The organism is Micromonospora fulviviridis, from assembly GCF_014648395.1.
In the GTDB taxonomy this organism is placed as follows: domain Bacteria; phylum Actinomycetota; class Actinomycetes; order Mycobacteriales; family Micromonosporaceae; genus Micromonospora; species Micromonospora fulviviridis.
This window is the reverse complement of record NZ_BMRA01000002.1, coordinates 272,271-288,457: the sequence shown is the minus strand read 5'-3', so window position 1 is coordinate 288,457 and position 16,187 is coordinate 272,271. Positions and strand designations below refer to the sequence as shown.

16 protein-coding genes are annotated in these 16,187 nt (G+C 75.5%); 8 read left to right on the top strand and 8 right to left on the bottom strand.

Going from position 1 to position 16,187, the window contains the following annotated elements:
- The first annotated feature begins 1 nt into the window (after position 1).
- From IEY96_RS06295 to IEY96_RS06285, 3 genes are all read left to right on the top strand, one after another.
- A complete protein-coding gene (locus tag IEY96_RS06295) occupies positions 2 to 769 on the top strand; it encodes a 3-oxoacyl-ACP reductase (RefSeq protein ID WP_189193848.1) in 768 nt (255 codons plus the stop codon).
- 55 nt (positions 770 to 824) lie between these two features.
- Entirely contained in the window at positions 825 to 1,562 is a 738-nt protein-coding gene (locus IEY96_RS06290) for a gamma-glutamyl-gamma-aminobutyrate hydrolase family protein (protein WP_189193847.1), read from the top strand.
- Positions 1,563 to 1,685: 123 nt separating this feature from the next.
- Entirely contained in the window at positions 1,686 to 5,342 is a 3,657-nt protein-coding gene (locus IEY96_RS06285) for a SpoIIE family protein phosphatase (protein WP_189193846.1), read from the top strand.
- A gap of 19 nt (positions 5,343 to 5,361) precedes the next feature.
- Here the strand turns inward: IEY96_RS06285 and IEY96_RS06280 are convergent, their stop codons facing one another.
- Positions 5,362 to 5,676, bottom strand: coding sequence for an STAS domain-containing protein (locus tag IEY96_RS06280; RefSeq protein WP_229791418.1), 315 nt, complete (start codon positions 5,674 to 5,676; stop codon positions 5,362 to 5,364).
- 94 nt (positions 5,677 to 5,770) lie between these two features.
- On the opposite strand from IEY96_RS06280, the gene map reads away from it, so the two are divergent.
- Complete coding sequence (gene map / locus IEY96_RS06275; RefSeq protein ID WP_189193844.1) at positions 5,771 to 6,628, top strand: type I methionyl aminopeptidase; 858 nt, start codon at positions 5,771 to 5,773, stop codon at positions 6,626 to 6,628.
- A complete protein-coding gene (locus tag IEY96_RS06270; RefSeq protein WP_189193843.1) occupies positions 6,625 to 7,341 on the top strand; it encodes a VIT1/CCC1 transporter family protein in 717 nt (238 codons plus the stop codon). Before map ends, IEY96_RS06270 begins: the two co-directional genes overlap by 4 nt.
- 15 nt (positions 7,342 to 7,356) lie before the next feature.
- On the opposite strand, the gene IEY96_RS06265 is transcribed toward IEY96_RS06270, so the two are convergent.
- The 7 genes from IEY96_RS06265 to IEY96_RS06235 form a co-directional block, all read right to left on the bottom strand.
- Positions 7,357 to 8,094 carry a nucleotidyltransferase domain-containing protein gene (locus IEY96_RS06265; protein WP_229791417.1) on the bottom strand — a complete coding sequence of 246 codons (738 nt, stop codon included), beginning with the start codon at positions 8,092 to 8,094 and terminating at the stop codon, positions 7,357 to 7,359.
- A 108-nt stretch (positions 8,095 to 8,202) separates the two neighbouring features.
- On the bottom strand, positions 8,203 to 8,682 hold the full coding sequence (locus IEY96_RS06260; protein ID WP_189193842.1) for a nitroreductase family deazaflavin-dependent oxidoreductase: 480 nt from the start codon (positions 8,680 to 8,682) through the stop codon (positions 8,203 to 8,205).
- Positions 8,683 to 8,751: 69 nt separating this feature from the next.
- A complete protein-coding gene (locus IEY96_RS06255; protein WP_189193841.1) occupies positions 8,752 to 11,439 on the bottom strand; it encodes an FtsX-like permease family protein in 2,688 nt (895 codons plus the stop codon).
- Complete coding sequence (locus IEY96_RS06250; protein WP_107079393.1) at positions 11,436 to 12,158, bottom strand: ABC transporter ATP-binding protein; 723 nt, start codon at positions 12,156 to 12,158, stop codon at positions 11,436 to 11,438. Before IEY96_RS06250 ends, IEY96_RS06255 begins: the two co-directional genes overlap by 4 nt.
- Before the next feature lie 147 nt (positions 12,159 to 12,305).
- On the bottom strand, positions 12,306 to 12,887 hold the full coding sequence (locus tag IEY96_RS06245; RefSeq protein ID WP_189193840.1) for a PadR family transcriptional regulator: 582 nt from the start codon (positions 12,885 to 12,887) through the stop codon (positions 12,306 to 12,308).
- Positions 12,888 to 12,956: 69 nt separating this feature from the next.
- Entirely contained in the window at positions 12,957 to 13,397 is a 441-nt protein-coding gene (locus IEY96_RS06240; protein ID WP_189193839.1) for a ferritin-like domain-containing protein, read from the bottom strand.
- Positions 13,394 to 13,843: a hypothetical protein gene (locus tag IEY96_RS06235; RefSeq protein WP_189194255.1), complete on the bottom strand. Its 450-nt coding sequence runs from the start codon at positions 13,841 to 13,843 to the stop codon at positions 13,394 to 13,396. Before IEY96_RS06235 ends, IEY96_RS06240 begins: the two co-directional genes overlap by 4 nt.
- A gap of 265 nt (positions 13,844 to 14,108) precedes the next feature.
- Here IEY96_RS06235 and rimP point away from each other — a divergent pair, with 265 nt between their 5' ends.
- The 3 genes from rimP to IEY96_RS06220 are packed head-to-tail and all read left to right on the top strand — an operon-like array spanning position 14,109 to position 16,160.
- Positions 14,109 to 14,768, top strand: coding sequence for a ribosome maturation factor RimP (gene rimP, locus IEY96_RS06230; protein WP_189193838.1), 660 nt, complete (start codon positions 14,109 to 14,111; stop codon positions 14,766 to 14,768).
- Complete coding sequence (nusA, locus tag IEY96_RS06225; protein ID WP_189193837.1) at positions 14,765 to 15,808, top strand: transcription termination factor NusA; 1,044 nt, start codon at positions 14,765 to 14,767, stop codon at positions 15,806 to 15,808. The genes rimP and nusA overlap by 4 nt, the downstream gene beginning before the upstream one ends.
- 16 nt (positions 15,809 to 15,824) lie before the next feature.
- Positions 15,825 to 16,160: a YlxR family protein gene (locus tag IEY96_RS06220; protein ID WP_189193836.1), complete on the top strand. Its 336-nt coding sequence runs from the start codon at positions 15,825 to 15,827 to the stop codon at positions 16,158 to 16,160.
- The last annotated feature ends 27 nt before the right edge of the window (positions 16,161 to 16,187 follow it).

Below are 16,187 nucleotides of genomic sequence, written 5' to 3'. Positions count from 1 at the left end.
GATGCAGGGACGGCTTCAGGACCGGGTCGCCGTGGTGACCGGGGCGGGCAGCGGCATCGGCCTGGCCACCGTGCGGCGGTTCGCCGCCGAGGGTGCCCGGGTGGTCTGCGTGGACATCGACGCCGAGGCGGGCAAGCGGGCCGCGGACGAGGTGGCCGGCGAGTTCGTGGCCACCGACGTGGCCGACGAGGCGGCGGTCCGCGACCTCTTCGACGGGGTGGCCGAGCGGCACGGCCGGGTGGACGTGGCGTTCAACAACGCCGGCATCTCGCCGCCCGACGACGACTCGATCCTGGAGACCGGGCTGGACGCCTGGGAGCGGGTGCTGCGGGTCAACACCACGAGCGTCTACCTCTGCTGCAAGTACGCCATCCCGCACATGCGGCGGCAGGGCAAGGGCTCGATCATCAACACCGCCTCGTTCGTGGCGCTCATGGGGGCGGCGACCTCCCAGATCGCGTACACGGCGAGCAAGGGCGGGGTGCTGGCGATGACCCGGGAGCTGGGCGTGCAGTTCGCCCGGGAGGGCATCCGGGTCAACGCGCTCTGCCCCGGCCCGGTCGCCACCCCGCTGCTGCTGGAGCTGTTCGCCAAGGACCCGGAGCGGGCCGCCCGCCGCCTCGTCCACGTGCCGATGGGCCGGTTCGGCAACCCCGAGGAGATCGCCGCCGCGGTGGCGTTCCTGGCCAGCGACGACGCCTCCTTCATGACGGCCGCGCAGTTCGTGGTGGACGGCGGGATCACCGGCGCGTACGTGACGCCACTGTGAGCGCGAGGAGTGAGCCGGGGTTGCGAGCCCCGCAGTCGCGAACGGTGCCACCTCAGTGAGTCGGCGTCCGGTGATCGGCGTCACCGCGTACGTCGAGCCGGCCGGCTGGGCGGTGTGGCGGGACGTGCCGGCGGCGCTGGTGCCGCAGGCGTACGTCCGGGCGGTGACCGCGGCCGGCGGCCGGGCCGTGGTGCTGCCCCCGGACGACACCGACGCCGACGTGCTGCGGGTGCTCGACGGGCTGCTGCTGGCCGGCGGCGCCGACGTCGGCCCGGAGCGGTACGGCCGGCCGCCCGACCCGCGAACCGAGAGCCGGCCGGACCGGGACGCCGGGGAGCTGGCGCTGCTGACCGCCGCGCTCGCCGCCGACCTGCCGGTGCTCGGCGTGTGCCGGGGCATGCAGCTGCTCGCGGTGGCCTACGGCGGCACGCTGCACCAGCACCTGCCGGACGTGGTCGGCCACGACCGCCACCGCCCCGCCCCCGGGGTGTACGGGTCGCACCCGGTCCGGTTCGCCGCCGGCAGCCTGGCCGGGGCCGTGATGGCCGGGGTGGACGAGGTCAACTCGTACCACCATCAGGGGGTGGCCGACCCGGGCGGCCTGGCCGTGACCGGCTGGGCCGACGACGGGGTGGTGGAGGCGGTGGAGGATCCGGCGCGGCGCTTCCTGCTCGGCGTGCAGTGGCACCCGGAGAACGACGCCGATCCCCGGCCGGTGGCCGCGCTGGTCCGCGCGGCGGCCGGCGCCCCGGCCCGCCCGACTCGCCCCCTGCCGCCGGTTGCGTCAGGATGAGGCGTAGGTAACCAGCGCCCGACCGGCGACATGCGTTACGTTGCTCGTCCGTCGGGGTAGTAGGCGGGGACGACCGGCGTGATCGCGCCGGTCGTCGTGGACATGGCCGGAGCGGGAGGCTGCATGGGCTCGGCCCAGGGGGGCGGGGACGTTGGTCGTTCGTCCTCGGGGACCGGGGAGGCGAAACTCTCTCCACTGCTGACCGCGGCGTTCGCCGCGGGCGGCGAGATGGGCGAGCGGCTGCGCGGCTTCGACTGGTCCGGCACCCCGCTCGGCACCCCGGACGGCTGGTCCCCCGCGCTCTGCCACGCGGTCAGCACCATGCTGTCGTCCCGGGCCCAGATCGTGCTGTTCTGGGGCCAGGACCACCTGGCCTTCTACAACGACGCCTACCGGCCCACCATCGGCGACAAGCACCCGGCGGTGCTCGGCCAGTCCGCCCGCCGGCACTGGGCGGAGACCTGGGACGTGCTCGGACCGCTGCTCGACGGGGTGCACCGCACCGGCGTGCCCTACCGCGGCGAGAACCACCCCTTCGTGCTCAACCGGCACGGCTTCCTGGAGGACGTCTACTTCGACATCTCGTACGACCCCATCCGCGACGCCGACGGCAGCGTCAGCGGGGTGTTCTGCTTCGTCAACGAGACCACCGGGCGGGTGCTCGGCGAGCGCCGGCTGCGGGCCCTGGCCGAGCTGGGCACCGAGTTGGCCGACGTGCGCAGCACCGCGGAGCTGGGCCGGTCCGTCGCCGAGGTGCTCGACGGGCACCGGGCCGACGTGCCGTTCAGCGCCGTCTGGCTGCACGACGAGGACGGCGTCCCGGCGCTGGCCGGCTGCGCCGGGGTGGACCCCGACACGATCGCCGGCGGCCCCCCACGCCCCGGTGGCTTCCCGGAGGAACCCCGCTGGGTCTCCACCGCCGATCTGCTCGGCGCGGTGCCGCCGGACGCCGCCGACCGGGCCCTGCTGCTGCCGCTCACGGCGACCAACGAGCCGGCCGGCGTGCTGCTGCTCGGGGTGGCCCGCCGGCTGCCCTTCACCGACGACTACCGCCACTTCGCCGACCTGGTCGCCGCCCAGATCTCCCGGGCTGTCGGCAAGCAGCGGGCGTACGAGCAGGAGCGGGCCCGGGCCGCCGAGCTGGCCGCCCTCGACCGCGCCAAGACCAACTTCTTCGCCAACGTCAGCCACGAGTTCCGCACCCCGCTCACCCTGGTGCTCGGGCCGCTGGAGGACCTGCTCGCCGACCGCGCCCTGCCCGACGCGTACCTCGATCGGCTGGCCATGATGCACCGCAACGCGCTGCGGCTGCTCAAGCTGGTCAACACGGTGCTCGACTTCTCCCGGCTGGAGTCCGGCCGGCTGGCCGCCCGATACCAGCCCACCGATCTGGCCGACTACACGGCCCGGCTGGCCAGCACCTTCCGCTCGGCCACCGAGCGGGCCGGGCTGCGCCTCGTGGTGGACTGCCCGCCGCTGCCCGCGCCCGTCTACGTCGACCGGGACATGTGGGAGAAGATCGTCCTCAACCTGGTGTCGAACGCGGTCAAGTTCACCTTCGACGGCGAGATCCGGGTCCGGGTCCGCGCCGGTGAGGGCGCCGCCGTGCTGGAGGTGACCGACACCGGCGTCGGCATCGCGCCGCAGGAGCTGCCGCAGGTGTTCGAGCGGTTCCACCGGGTGCCCGGGGCCCGCTCCCGTACCCACGAGGGCACCGGTATCGGCCTCGCCCTGGTCCGCGAGCTGGTCGAGATGCACGGCGGCACCGTCGAGGCGCGCAGCGTCGTCGACCGGGGGAGCACCTTCACGGTGCGCGTGCCGTTCGGGCACGCGCACCTGCCCGGCGACCGGGTGGCCGCCCTCGCCCCGGTGCCGCTGACCGAGCCGGAGCAGGCCCGGCTCTACGTCGCCGAGACCGCGCTCTGGACCGACGAGGTGGCGCGCCCCGGCGGGCTGCCGGAGGCAGGCGGCGCGCCGGGCGGGGCGGGTCGGATCCTGGTCGCCGACGACAACGCCGACCTGCGGGAGCACGTGAGCCGGCTGCTCTCCCCGTCGTACGAGGTGGTCACCGTGCCGGACGGCGTGGAGGCGCTGCGGCTGGCGGTCGACTCCCCGTTCGACCTCGTGCTGACCGACGTGATGATGCCCCGGCTGGACGGATTCGGGCTGGTCACCGCGCTGCGCGCCAACCCGGCCACCCGGGGGGTGCCGATCGTGCTGCTCTCCGCCCGGGCCGGCGCGGCCGAGGAGGTCGCCGGGCTCTCGGTCGGCGCGGACGACTACCTCACCAAGCCCTTCTCCAGCCAGGAGCTGATCGCCCGGGTCCGGGCCAACGTCGAGCTGGGCCAGCTCCGCGGCCAGATCATCCGCCGGCTGCGGGCGCTCGCCGACGCCGCGGTGGCGATCAACACCGCCAGGTCCACCGCCGACGTGGTGCGCGTCGCCGCGCGGCACGCGCTCAGCCTGGCCGAGGCCGCCCGGGTGGTGGTCACCGCCACCGGCGCCTGCTACGAGGCGGACGGCGGCGGGGACGTCTCCGCCGAGCCCTCGGTGGTGCTGCCGCTGACCGGCACCACCGACGAGCAGCTCGGCGAGCTGCGGGTCTGGCGCCGAGAGGGCGGCGGCGCCGAGCAGGCGGCGCTCACCGAGCTGGCCCGGCTGGTCGGCGTGCGGCTGGAGAACGCCCAGCTCTACGAGGCCGAGCACCGGATCGCCACCACCCTCCAGCACAGCCTGCTGCCGCGCACCCTGCCGCAGCTCCCCGGCGCCGTGGTGGCCAGCCGCTACCTGCCGGGCAGCGCCGACGTCGAGGTGGGCGGCGACTGGTACGACGTGATCGGCGTCGCCGACGACGAGCTGGTGCTGGCGATCGGTGACGTGGTCGGCAAGGGGGTACGGGCCGCCGCCGCGATGGGCCAGCTCCGCAACGCGCTGCGGGCGTACGTGCTGGAGGGTTACGACCCGGGCGAGGCGCTGACCCGGCTCAACCGGCTGGTCGGCTCCACCGAGGGCGGCTCGTTCGCCACCGTGGTCTGCCTCCGCTTCTCCCCGCGCACCGGCCGGCTCCGGTACGCCAGCGCGGGTCACCCGTCGCCGCTGTTGATCCGGGACGGTGACGCGGTGTTCCTGCACGACCGGGCGCTCGGGCCGCCGGTCGGGGCGATCCCCGGCACGGCGTACCGGACCGTCGACGGTGAACTGGCCCCCGGTGGCCGGCTGCTGCTCTACACCGACGGGCTGATCGAGGACCGGAAGGTCGGCATCGACGCCGCGCTCAGTCAGCTCCGGGCCGACGCGACCACCCCGGGCGAGCACGTGGCCGACCTGGTCGACGCGATGGTCGAGCGGGTCGCCGGGCGGACCCGGCACGACGACGTGGCGGTGCTCGCGCTGGAGGCGACCGAGCTGAACCGCTTCGCGCTGCGGCTGCCGGCCGACCCGACCCGGCTCAGCGTGCTGCGCAAGCGGCTGGAGGACTTCCTGGTCGCCCACCACGTCGTCGAGACCGACCTGTTCGACCTCACGGTCGCCATCTCCGAGGCCGCCGCCAACGCCATCGAGCACCCGGTCGCCCCGGCCGAGCCGGTGATCGGCGTCGAGGTGACCATCGAGGACCGGACGGTCACCGCCACGATCCGCGACAGCGGCCGGTGGCGGGAGTCGAGCGGGTCGAGCTTCCGGGGTCGCGGGTTGGCGCTGATCCAGGCGCTCGGCGAGATGACCGTGACCCGCACGGAGCACGGCACCGAGCTGATCCTGCGCCGCCGGCTGGCGGACTGACGCCCCGGCGGGCCGCCGCTCAGGTCTGCGCCAGCCAGTCCTGCTCGCCCAGGCCGGAGATCTCCAGCACCCGCCGGACCTGCCGCGACGGCAGCACGGTCAGCGCGCCGGGGAACTGCTGGGCCAGCCGGACCACCGCGTGGATCGCGGCCGAGTCGAAGAAGGTCACCGACCGCAGGTCGAGCGTGATGTGCCGGGCGGCCTCGCCGAGGACGGTCTGGTACATGGTCTCGGCGGTCGCCATGTCGACCTCGCCGGCCACCCGGACGCGTAGTTGGTCACCGTCGAGCTCCGCGGTCACGGAGAAGACGGCCGGTGCGCCCCCTTGATCCACGGAGCAACAATGGCACAGCGCTTGCGGCGCGGCAACAACCTGCGCCAGCGGGCCGTGGCGGGGGTCACGAGGCGCCCGGCGATAGGCTGTCGTCATGACCGTCCGTGCGCCGCTGACCCCAGGCACGCTCACCCCGTGGCGAGCGGTTCCCGCCCACATCCCGCGTCCCGAGTACGTGGGCAAGAAGCGGCCGCAGGAGTGGCGCGGCTCGCACGTGCAGACGCCGGAGACCATCGAGAAGATGCGGATCGCCGGCCGGCTCGCCGCCCAGGCCACCCAGCTCGCCGGGGAGCACTGCAAGCCGGGGGTCACCACCGACGAGATCGACAAGGTGGTCCACGAGTTCCTCTGCGACCACGACGCGTACCCCTCGACGCTGGGCTACAAGGGCTTCCCGAAGTCCTGCTGCACCAGCCTCAACGAGGTGATCTGCCACGGCATCCCGGACTCCACCGTGCTCCAGGACGGCGACATCATCAACGTCGACGTGACCGCGTACATCGGCGGGGTGCACGGCGACACCGACGCCACCTTCTGCGTGGGCGAGGTGAGCGAGGAGGCCCGCCTGCTGGTCGAGCGGACCCACCAGGCGATGATGCGCGGCATCAAGGCGGTCGCGCCGGGCCGCCAGATCAACGTCATCGGCCGGGTCATCGAGTCGTACGCCAAGCGGTTCGGCTACGGCGTGGTACGCGACTTCACCGGCCACGGCATCGGCGAGTCCTTCCACAGCGGCCTCTACGTGCCGCACTACGACAGCCCGCGCCCCACCGACGTGATGGAGCCCGGGATGACCTTCACGATCGAGCCGATGATCACCCTCGGCACGCACCAGTACGACATGTGGGACGACGGCTGGACCGTGGTCACCAAGGACCGCCGGTGGACGGCGCAGTTCGAGCACACCATCGTCGTGACCGACGACGGCTACGAGATCCTGACCCTGCCGTGACCGACACCCCGGCGGCGCTGCGCGAGGCGCACCACGCGGACGTGTCCGGCGGCTGGCTCCGGCCGGCGGTGTTCGGCGCGATGGACGGGCTGGTCACCAACATCGCCCTGATCGCCGGCGTCGGCGGCGGCGGGGTCTCCCCGCGCAGCGTCGTCCTCACCGGCGCGGCCGGTCTGGTGGCCGGCGCCATCTCGATGGGGCTGGGCGAGTACACCAGCGTCCGCTCGGCCAACGAGCAGGTGGCCGCCGAGGTGGCCAAGGAGCGGCGCGAGCTGGAACGGCACCCCGAGGCGGAGGCCCGCGAGCTGGCCGACGCGTGGGTGGCCCGGGGGTTGCCCCGGGACCTGGCCACGCAGGTCGCCGAGGCGGTCCGGCGCAACCCGGAGGAGGCGCTGCGAATGCACGTCCGGGAGGAGCTGGGCGTCGACCCCGACGAGCAGCCCAGCCCGTGGGCGGCGGCGATCTCCTCGTTCCTCTGCTTCTCGGTCGGCGCGCTGGTGCCGCTGGTCACCTACCTGCTCGGCTTCACCAGCCTGGCGCTGGCGCTCGGCGTCGGCGGGATCGGGCTCTTCGCGGCCGGTGCGGTCGTGGCCCGGTTCACCAACCGCCCCTGGTGGGCCGGCGGGCTGCGGCAGCTGCTGCTCGGCGCCCTCGCGGCCGGCGCCACCTACCTGGTCGGCGCACTGATCGGCATCCAGGGCGGGATCGGCTGACGAGCCCGGTGGGCGTCAGCCGCCGAGCAGGTCCTCCACGGTGCCGTCGACGGGGCGGCCCCGGGCGGTCAGCTCCTCGGCCTGACGGGCCAGCACCGTGCCCACCTCGGTCATGTCCGCCCCGGCCAGGCCGGTGCGCCGCACCGCGTCACCCGGGTCCCGAAAGTAGGTGCGGCTGAGCAGCCCCTGCACGGTGGCCGCGGCCAGCCGGGCCTCGCCGAGCATGAGCAGCGCCGGGTCGGTCTCGTACCACTCGGCCAGCCGCAGCGCCCGCGCGTGCGCCGCGCTGCCGCGGTACCACGCCTGCCGGGCCGCCGCGGTGAACTCGGCCGGCCGGGCCCGGGCCAGCCGGGCCAGGTGCTCGTCGCGGAGCGTTCGCAGCCAGCCGGTCGGGTCGTGCAGGGCGCGGGTGGTGACGTACCGGTCCGCGGTGAGCGGCCAGAGCGCGGTGATCACCATGGCCTGCCGCAGGTAGTCGTCGGCCCCGGCCACGGTGAGGTCGACCAGCACCCCGTCCACCCGGCGGGTGGCCGGCGACGGCCCGCCGCCCGGCCGGTAGGTGGCCACCAGCAGCCCCACCTCGCCGTTCCCGCCACCGTCGTCGTCGCCGTGCGCGAGCGGGCCGTGCACCGCGACTGCGAGGATGTCCGCGGGGAACCGGCGCAGCGCCGCGTCGCTCACCCGCTCGGCGACCCGCCACCGGGGATCGTCCAGGTACCGGTCGGTGTCCAGCCCGGCGCCGCTGGCGTCCACGTCCACCTCCGTTCCGCGCGCGGCTCGCCCGGCGGCGGCCCGGCGCGCGTCGACCGACCACCACCCTAGCCAGCCGGACCGGCCCGGCCGGCTCGCCGCGCCCGGGGGTCAGGCGGCCGGCTCGCCCACCGGGACCAGCCGGAACACCCGGATCTCCCGGCCGCCGGCCCGCTCCACGTACGTGCGGTAGGCCGGCCACTCGTCGACCAGCCGGGCGAACAGCCGCTCCCGCTCCTCGCCGCTGATCGGCTCGGCGCGCACCGGGACCCGGCGCCCCTTGACGTCGACCTCGGCGGCCGGCTGGGCGAGCAGGTTCAGCGACCAGGCGGGCTGGTGCTGCTGCCCCCAGTTCGAGCCGATCACCACGTAGGCGTCGCCGTCCGGGACGTAGAGCAGGGGATTGCTGCGCGGCTTGCCGGAACGGCGGCCGGTGGTGGTGAGCACCAGCGAGGGCACCAGCCCGAAGGCGACCACCCGTCCCTTCGTCAGCCGGCCGACCAGCCGGTCGGCGGGGACGAGAAGGCGCATGGTGGCCGCGAACCACTTCTGGTGACCGAGACGACGGGTGAGGGACTGCACGGCGGACACCTGCCCAGTGTGCCGCCCGCACGCCGCCCGCGACACCCCCCCCGATCGGCCGGAGCGGATCGAGCGCCATCAGTCCAGCCGGCGCTCCACCGGCAGCCGGGACCGGGTGAGCAGGGCCGCCCCGACCATGGCCACCAGCGGCACCACCACCAGCACGGTCAGCGTCGACCCGGGGACCACCAGCGGGTACGGCGGCTCCACCGGCCAGGACTGCGTGTACCGCCGGTTGAGCGACACCAGGATGATGGCCGCCGAGCCGAGGCCGGCCAGGATGCCCAGCACCGAGCCGAGCCCGGCGATCACCCCGGCCTGGCAGAGCGACAGCACCCGGCGTACCCGGGGATCGGCGCCGACCGCGGCGAGGGTGGACAGGTCCCGGCGGCCCTCGGCGGCGGCGAGGCCGGTGGCCACCGCGGCCGCGCCCAGGGTGATCACGCCGGCGGCGCCGGCCAGCAGGAGCAGCAGCGGGCGCTGGTCGGACGGCGGCCCGGCCGCCGACACCTGCACCGCCAGCGGGGCGACCGCGGTCAGCTCGGCGGTCAGCCGGTCCCGCTGGCGGTCGGTGGGCGGGTCGGCGGTGTCGACCAGGTAGCCCAGCGGCGCGGCGACGAGGCCGAGCGTGGTGGCCGCCGCCGGGGAGACCACCAGCCGGTCCACCGGGAGGCCGCCGCGCAGCACGTACCCGGGCAGCGTGCCGGCGGCCATCGGGGCGCCGGTTCCGTGGCTGACCTCCACCCGGACCCGCCCGTCCACCACCTGCCGGGGATCGGTGACCACCACCCCGCCCGCCTGGAGGGTCCGGCGGGCCGCGGCCACCTCCTCGGCCGGGGCGCCGGTGAGCGCGGGCAGGCTCGCCCCGTCGTCCACGAGCGCCGGCAGGTAGAGGTCGCTCGGCTCGCGGAACGGCCGGACGCAGCGCGGGTCCGTCCGTGCCGAGGGCTGCCCGGGATCGATCGGGTCGTACGGGCAGCGCTGCTCCGGCGGGCGCACCGCGGTCGCGACGCAGTAGTCGTCCGGGGCCTCCGGCCGGGCGCACTCCGGTGCGGCGAGCGGCACCACCGTGGCGCCCGGCAGCACCGAGCGGACCCGCTCCGCCACCTCGCCGGCCGTGGGCAGCGGGCCGGTGGTCCGCCCGTCGGTGCGCTGGAGCAGCACGTGGCCCGGGGGCAGGCCGGGCTGCCAGGCCGCCCGCTGCCGGGCGTCGTCACTGGCCACGTAGACGCCCAGGGCCACGCTGCCGGCCACCGCCGCCATCACGGCGGAGATGGCGGGCGCGGCCGACGAGCGGTTGCGGCTGGCGTCGCGCAGCGCCAGCCGGGGCGCCAGCGGCAGCAGCCGGCCGGTCCGGGCCAGGACACCGATCAGCGTCGGGGTGCAGAAGACCAGCCCCAGCTCGCCCAGGACCACCCCGGCCAGGACACCGGTCGGGGTGGTGCGGGTCGCGCCGAACGCGGCCACGGCGGCGCCGGTCACGGTGAGCAGCGCCCCGAGCACCAACCAGCGTCGGCGTGGCCGGGGCGGCTCGCGCCGGCCGGCCAGCCCGGCGACCACGTCCTGCCGGGCCGCCGCCCAGGCCGGGGCGAGCGCCGCCAGCACGCCGGCCAGCACCGCCACCACGGCGATCGCCGCGAGCGCCGCCGGGAAGACCCGGTACGCGCCGAAACGCTGCTGGATCAGGTACTGCTCGACCAGTGGCCGCCCGGCGATCGCGGCGCCGATGCCCAGCAGCAGGCCGACCACCGCCCCGCCCGCGCCGAGCACCACCCCGTCGGCGAGCACGATCCGGCGCAGGTGCGCGGCGTCCCCGCCGGCCACCGCGACGAGGGCGAGGTCCCGCCGCCGGCGGCGTACGCCGACCGCGAAGGCCGGGCCGACCAGCAGCACCACCTCCAGCAGGCCGAGCCCGCCGACCAGCACCATGTTGCCGGTCTCCTCGGCGTCGGGCAGGTCGGGGCCCGCGCCGATCTCCGAGAGGCCGGGCAGCGGGTTCCGGGCGGACACCAGGACGCCCCGGGCGTTCAGCCGGTCGACCAGCGCCCCGTCCACCGGCCCGGGCAGGTCCACCAGCCAGCTCTCGTCCGCCGGGCCGAGCGGACCGGGCGGCAGCTCCGGCCGGAGCGCCACCACCTCGCCCAGGTTGTCCGGGAACTCCACGACCCCGACCACCCGGTAGGTCGTGCCGTCGATCGTCCGAACCGGCGCGTCGAGGCCGACGTCCAGCCGGCGCAGCGCGGCCCGGCTGACCGCGATCTCGTCGGGGCGGGTGGGCCGCCGGCCCTCGCGCAGGGTGGCCAACGGCCGGCTGATCGGGTCGGTCAGGTCGACGGCGCGGGCGTCGAACGACACGGTCCGGCCGTCGAACCGGACCTCGAAGGGCACCCACCGGCGCAGCCGGGTGAACCGGGTGCCGGCGGGCAGCAGCTCCCGCAGCTCGTCGGTCGTCACGGGGCGGGTGCGGGACACCGGATCGCCCTCGACCGGCCAGGATTGCTCCCCCCAGGCGTCCTGGAGGATCGGGCTCAGGTCGGCCCAGCGCAGCTCCGCGTCGGCGCCGCCCAGTCGCCGGTCCACCTGCTCCGCCCGGGTCAGCTCGGCCATGTCGTAGCTCGCCGCGGCGAAGCTCAGACCGAGCACCGGCAGCGCGATCATCGCCAGCACCAGCGCCGTACGCCGGCGCGCCCGACGGGCCTCCCGGCGGGCGATCCGCAGCGCGGCCCGCCACGAGCCGAGCGTGGCGGCGAGCCGGCCCCGGCTCACCGACCGCTGCCGCTGAGCAGGTGCTCGACGCCGACCAGCGGGGCCGTCGAGTCGACCAGCACCCCGTCGCGCAGGAAGACCACCCGGTCCGCCCAGCCGGCGTGCCGCGCCTCGTGGGTGACCAGCACCCCGGCCGCGCCGGCGTCCACCCGGCGGCGCAGCAGGTGCAGCACCGCCTCGCCGGCCTGCGAGTCGAGCGCGCCGGTGGGCTCGTCGGCGAGGACCAGGCGGCGCTCGCCGACCAGGGCGCGGGCGATCGCCACCCGCTGCTGCTGGCCGCCGGACATCTGGTCGGGGAACCGGTCCGCCAGCCCGGCCACGTCCACCTCGGCGAGCGCGGCCAGGGCGAGCCGGCGGGCCGCCCGCACACCGGCGCCGTCGAGTTCGAGGGGGAGCGCCACGTTCTCCACGGCCGTGAGGCTGCCGAGCAGGTTCAGGTCCTGGAAGACGTACCCGATCCGGCGGCGACGCAGCCGGGCCAGGTCGCGGGCGGGCAGGCCGCCGAGGGCCTCGCCCTCGACCAGCACCTCGCCACCGGTCGGCCGGTCCAGCCCGCCGGCCAGGGCGAGCAGGGTGGACTTGCCGGAGCCGGAGGGGCCCATCACCGCCACCAGTTCGCCGGCGGCCACGGTGAGGCTCACCCCGCGCAGCGCGTGCACGGCGGCCTCCCCGGCGCCGTGGGTCCGGTGCACCGCCCGCAGCTCCAGCACTCCGCTCACGGCGCCACCTTCGTCCGCGACGGCCGGGCTCGCAAGACCCGCGCACTCCTCGCGCTCACCGCGCCGCCTTCGTTCGCGACCGCCGGGCTCGCCGCGCCGCCTTCGTTCGCGACTGCGGGGCTCGCAAGACCGGCTCACTCCTCGCGCTCACCGCCGGGCCTCCTCGTCGGCCCGGTCCACCGCCTCCGGGTGGGTGACCGGCCGGCTCGGCGCCGGGCGGTGGCGGACCAGGCTGGTCTCGCAGTGGTCGAGCCACCGGACCTCGGCCTCGGCCTGGAAGATCATCGCGTCCAGCACGAGGCGCCAGGGCAGGTCCTCCGGCTTGTCACTGGCGTACTTCAACCGGGTGAACTCCTGCAGGGCCCGCATGGTGGCGCTGCGCTGGGTCTGCACGACCGCGCGGACGTCCACGCCGGGGGTGGTGAGGGCCAGGGCCAGCTTGATCGACAGCTCGTCGCGGGGCCGGTCGGCCCGGCTGATCGGCGTGGCGAACCAGAGCGCCAGGTCCGCCCGCCCGGCGTCGGTGATCTCGTACGGCCGCTGCCCGGCCTCGCTCTCCGGCAGCGAGCGGACCAGGCCGTCACGCTCCAGCCGGGCCAGCGTCGTGTACACCTGCCCGATGTTCAGCGGCCAGGTCGACCCGGTCGACTCCTCGAACGCCGAGCGGAGCTGGTAGCCGTACATCTGGCCACGCTCGAGCAGGGCGAGCAGGCCGTGGCGGATGGACATGGCGTGGAGTATGCATACCTGGTATGCGGTCCGCAACCGCAGGGCTCCGGCGGGTGACCGGGGCTCAGCTCAGGTCTGCCTGCCCGGGAACGGAACCGTGATCGGAGTCACCCCGGCGGTGCGCCGCCAGCGGGTGGCCCGCAGCGCGCAGTCGGTGAGCGCGGCGAGGGCCTTGTTCCGGTCGGCACCGGTGGTGTGCGGCAGCGCCGCCCGCCAGTGGCCGGCGGTCCGCTCCTCGATCTCCACGGCCAGCTTGAGCGCGCTCGCCCGGTCGGTCACCGGGTAGGGCAGCGCGTAGCCGGCCCGGTCGGCGGGGACCTGGCCGCCGCCGGAGCTGAGCTGGAGGATGAGGGCGTCCCGGCGGGACCGGTGGGCCGCCTCGGCGGCGCGGGCGGCGGAGCGGGCCGCCTCGGTCAGGTGCACGCCGATCACCCCGTACGCCCAGATCGCCGCGTACTCGGCGGCGAGCGCGTCGCCGAGGGCCTGGGCCGGGCCGCTGGTCGGGCTCACTTCAACGCCTCCATGTGGGTCGCGCGGGCCGCCGCGATCGAGCCGAGCAGCGCGGCCCGCTCGGCGGGCGCGGCGGCGCACGCCTTCGCGGCGTTGTCCCGGCCCTCCTGCTCGGCCTGGCGCAGCTCGGTCCGGACGGTGTCCGGATCGGCGGGGGCCACCGACGGGACGGCGGCGGGAGTGCCGGACGGTGCCGGCCGCCCGATCGCCTTGCGCAACTCCTCGGCGTGCGCCCGGTGCGCGTCGGCGATCGCGGTGAGCCGCTCGGCCAGCGCCGGGACGGCGGTGGCGGCGGCCCGGTGGCGGGCCTCCAGCGCGGTGGCCTCGGCCGCGAGCGGCTCCAGCGGATCCGGGGGTCGTGACTCGTCGTCGCGGTCGAAAAGATCACAGCCGGTCAGCGGCACGGCCGCGCCGCCGAGCGCCAGCAGCGCCCCGGCGCGCAGCAGCATCCGCCGGGAATGCCCCGGTACGCCCTGGTCCGTTGTCGTTCTGCCCGTCGCCACCGGACAAGTCAACACCATCTCCGGCGCGCTGTGGGCCAGTGGCGTCGGTGCGCCGACCGGGCCGCCGCCCGGCCCGCGCGTTACGCTCTGCGCAGCCACCGGGCGCGAACGCCCCGGTGGCGTCCCGGCATGGCGGGCCGACCGGCCCGCCCGGGCAGCGACACGACGGGCCCACCGGGTCCGTGGCAACAGCAGAGAGGTGCGCCGAATGACGCAGCGTGGCCGTGCCACCCGGCCGACGGGGCCCTCCGGGCGCCCCCGCCGGTCCGAGGGCCCCCGTGGCGCGGAACGGGGCGGCGCACCCCGCAGCGACCTGAACGCGCGCAAGGCGCGGCTGCGCGAGGTGATCGAGCCGGTGGTCACCGCCGCCGGCTACGACCTGGAGGACCTCTCCGTGTCCCGCGCCGGCCGCCGGCACGTGGTCCGGGTGATCGTGGACGCCGACGGCGGGATCAACCTCGACGCGGTCGCGGACGTCTCCCGGGCGGTCTCGGCGGCGCTGGACGCCGCCGAGGAGGCCGGCGGCGACATCGTGGCCGGCGAGTACCAGCTCGAGGTCAGCTCGCCCGGCGTGGACCGCCCGCTCACCCTGCCCCGGCACTGGCGGCGCAACGCTGGCCGGCTGGTCAAGGTGACCGTCCACGGCCCCGAGGGGGACCGGCAGGTCACCGGCCGGATCGCCGCCGCCGACGACGAGCGCGTGGCGCTGGAGACGGACGCCGGCCGCGCCGAGCACCCGTACGCCGAGCTGGGACCCGGCCGGGTCCAGGTGGAGTTCAACCGCCTGGACGAGGTGGCCGACGAGGACATCGGTGACGACACCGACATCGACGACGACGACGAAGATCTGGAGGACGAGGAGAGGTGAACATCGACCTCGCGGCGCTGCGCGCCCTGGAGCGCGAGCGGGAGATCCCGTTCGACACGATCCTCGCGGCGATCGAGACCGCGCTGCTGACCGCCTACCGGCACACCGACGGCGCCGAGCCGCACGCCCGGGTGGAGATCGACCGCAAGACCGGGACCGCCTCGGTGTACGCCCAGGAGGTGGACGCCGACGGCACCGTGGTCCGGGAGTGGGACGACACCCCGCACGACTTCGGCCGGATCGCCGCCATGACCGCAAAGCAGGTGATCCTCCAGCGGCTGCGGGAGGCCACCGACGAGGTGCACTTCGGCGAGTACGTCGGCCGCGACGGCGACCTGGTCACCGGCGTGGTGCAGGCGCACGAGGCGCGGTCCGAGAAGGGCATCGTCAGCGTCGACCTGGGCAAGCTGGAGGGCGTCCTGCCCCAGTCCGAGCAGGTCCCCGGCGAGCGGTACGCGCACGGCGAGCGGATCCGCTGCGTCGTGGTGCACGTGGCCAAGGGAATGCGCGGTCCGCAGATCACGTTGTCCCGTTCGCACCCGGCGCTGGTGAAGAAGCTCTTCGCCCTGGAGGTCCCGGAGATCGCCGACGGCACCGTGGAGATCGGCGCCATCGCGCGTGAGGCAGGTCACCGCACGAAGATCGCGGTGCGTTCGACCGCCCCGGGGGTCAACGCCAAGGGCGCCTGCATCGGCCCCATGGGCCAGCGGGTCCGCGCCGTGATGAGCGAACTGCACGGCGAGAAGATCGACATCATCGACTGGTCGGACGACCCGGCCACCTTCGTCGGCAACGCGCTCTCGCCGGCCAAGGCGCTCCGGGTGGAGGTGGTCGACCTGGCCACCCGTACCGCCCGGGTGACCGTCCCGGACTTCCAGCTCTCGCTGGCCATCGGGCGGGAAGGGCAGAATGCCCGGCTCGCGGCCCGGTTGACCGGTTGGCGGATCGACATCCGCTCCGACGCGGAGCAGAGCGGAGCGGCCGGCCGGGGCGGAGCTGATCACGTTCCCGAGGCGGGCGGCGCGATCTCGAGCAGCTAGGGGTAGACTTCCTCCAGTGGCACGACGCGCGCTGCCGGAGCGCACCTGTGTGGGCTGCCGGAAGCGAGCGCCGGCCAGCGAGTTGCTGCGGATGGTCGCGGTCGGGGACGAGGCTGGTCATTACAGCCTCCGGCCTGATCCGGCCCGCAGACTGCCGGGTCGGGGAGCGAACATGCACCCGGATCCGGCCTGCTTCGCGCAGGCGGTGCGGCGCCGCGCCTTCGGGCGGGCACTGCGCATCACCGGGGTCCTCGACCACGGTGCGCTCGCGGAGCACGTTGACGCGCAAACCCCGACGACCGGTCAACCCGACCGGTCGAGGGTCGCTAGCAAGGTAGGACGACCGACATGAGCACACGATGAAGTCCCTGAAATGACC

Bases quoted from the DNA above. Each gene is read 5' to 3' on its own strand.
- IEY96_RS06295 (WP_189193848.1), top strand. From the start codon at position 2: ATGCAGGGACGGCTTCAGGACCGGGTCGCCGTGGTGACCGGGGCGGGC.
- rimP (WP_189193838.1), top strand. From the start codon at position 14,109: ATGACGCAGCGTGGCCGTGCCACCCGGCCGACGGGGCCCTCCGGGCGC.
- IEY96_RS06245 (WP_189193840.1), bottom strand. From the start codon at position 12,887: ATGTCCATCCGCCACGGCCTGCTCGCCCTGCTCGAGCGTGGCCAGATG.
- map (WP_189193844.1), top strand. From the start codon at position 5,771: ATGACCGTCCGTGCGCCGCTGACCCCAGGCACGCTCACCCCGTGGCGA.
- IEY96_RS06285 (WP_189193846.1), top strand. From the start codon at position 1,686: ATGGGCTCGGCCCAGGGGGGCGGGGACGTTGGTCGTTCGTCCTCGGGG.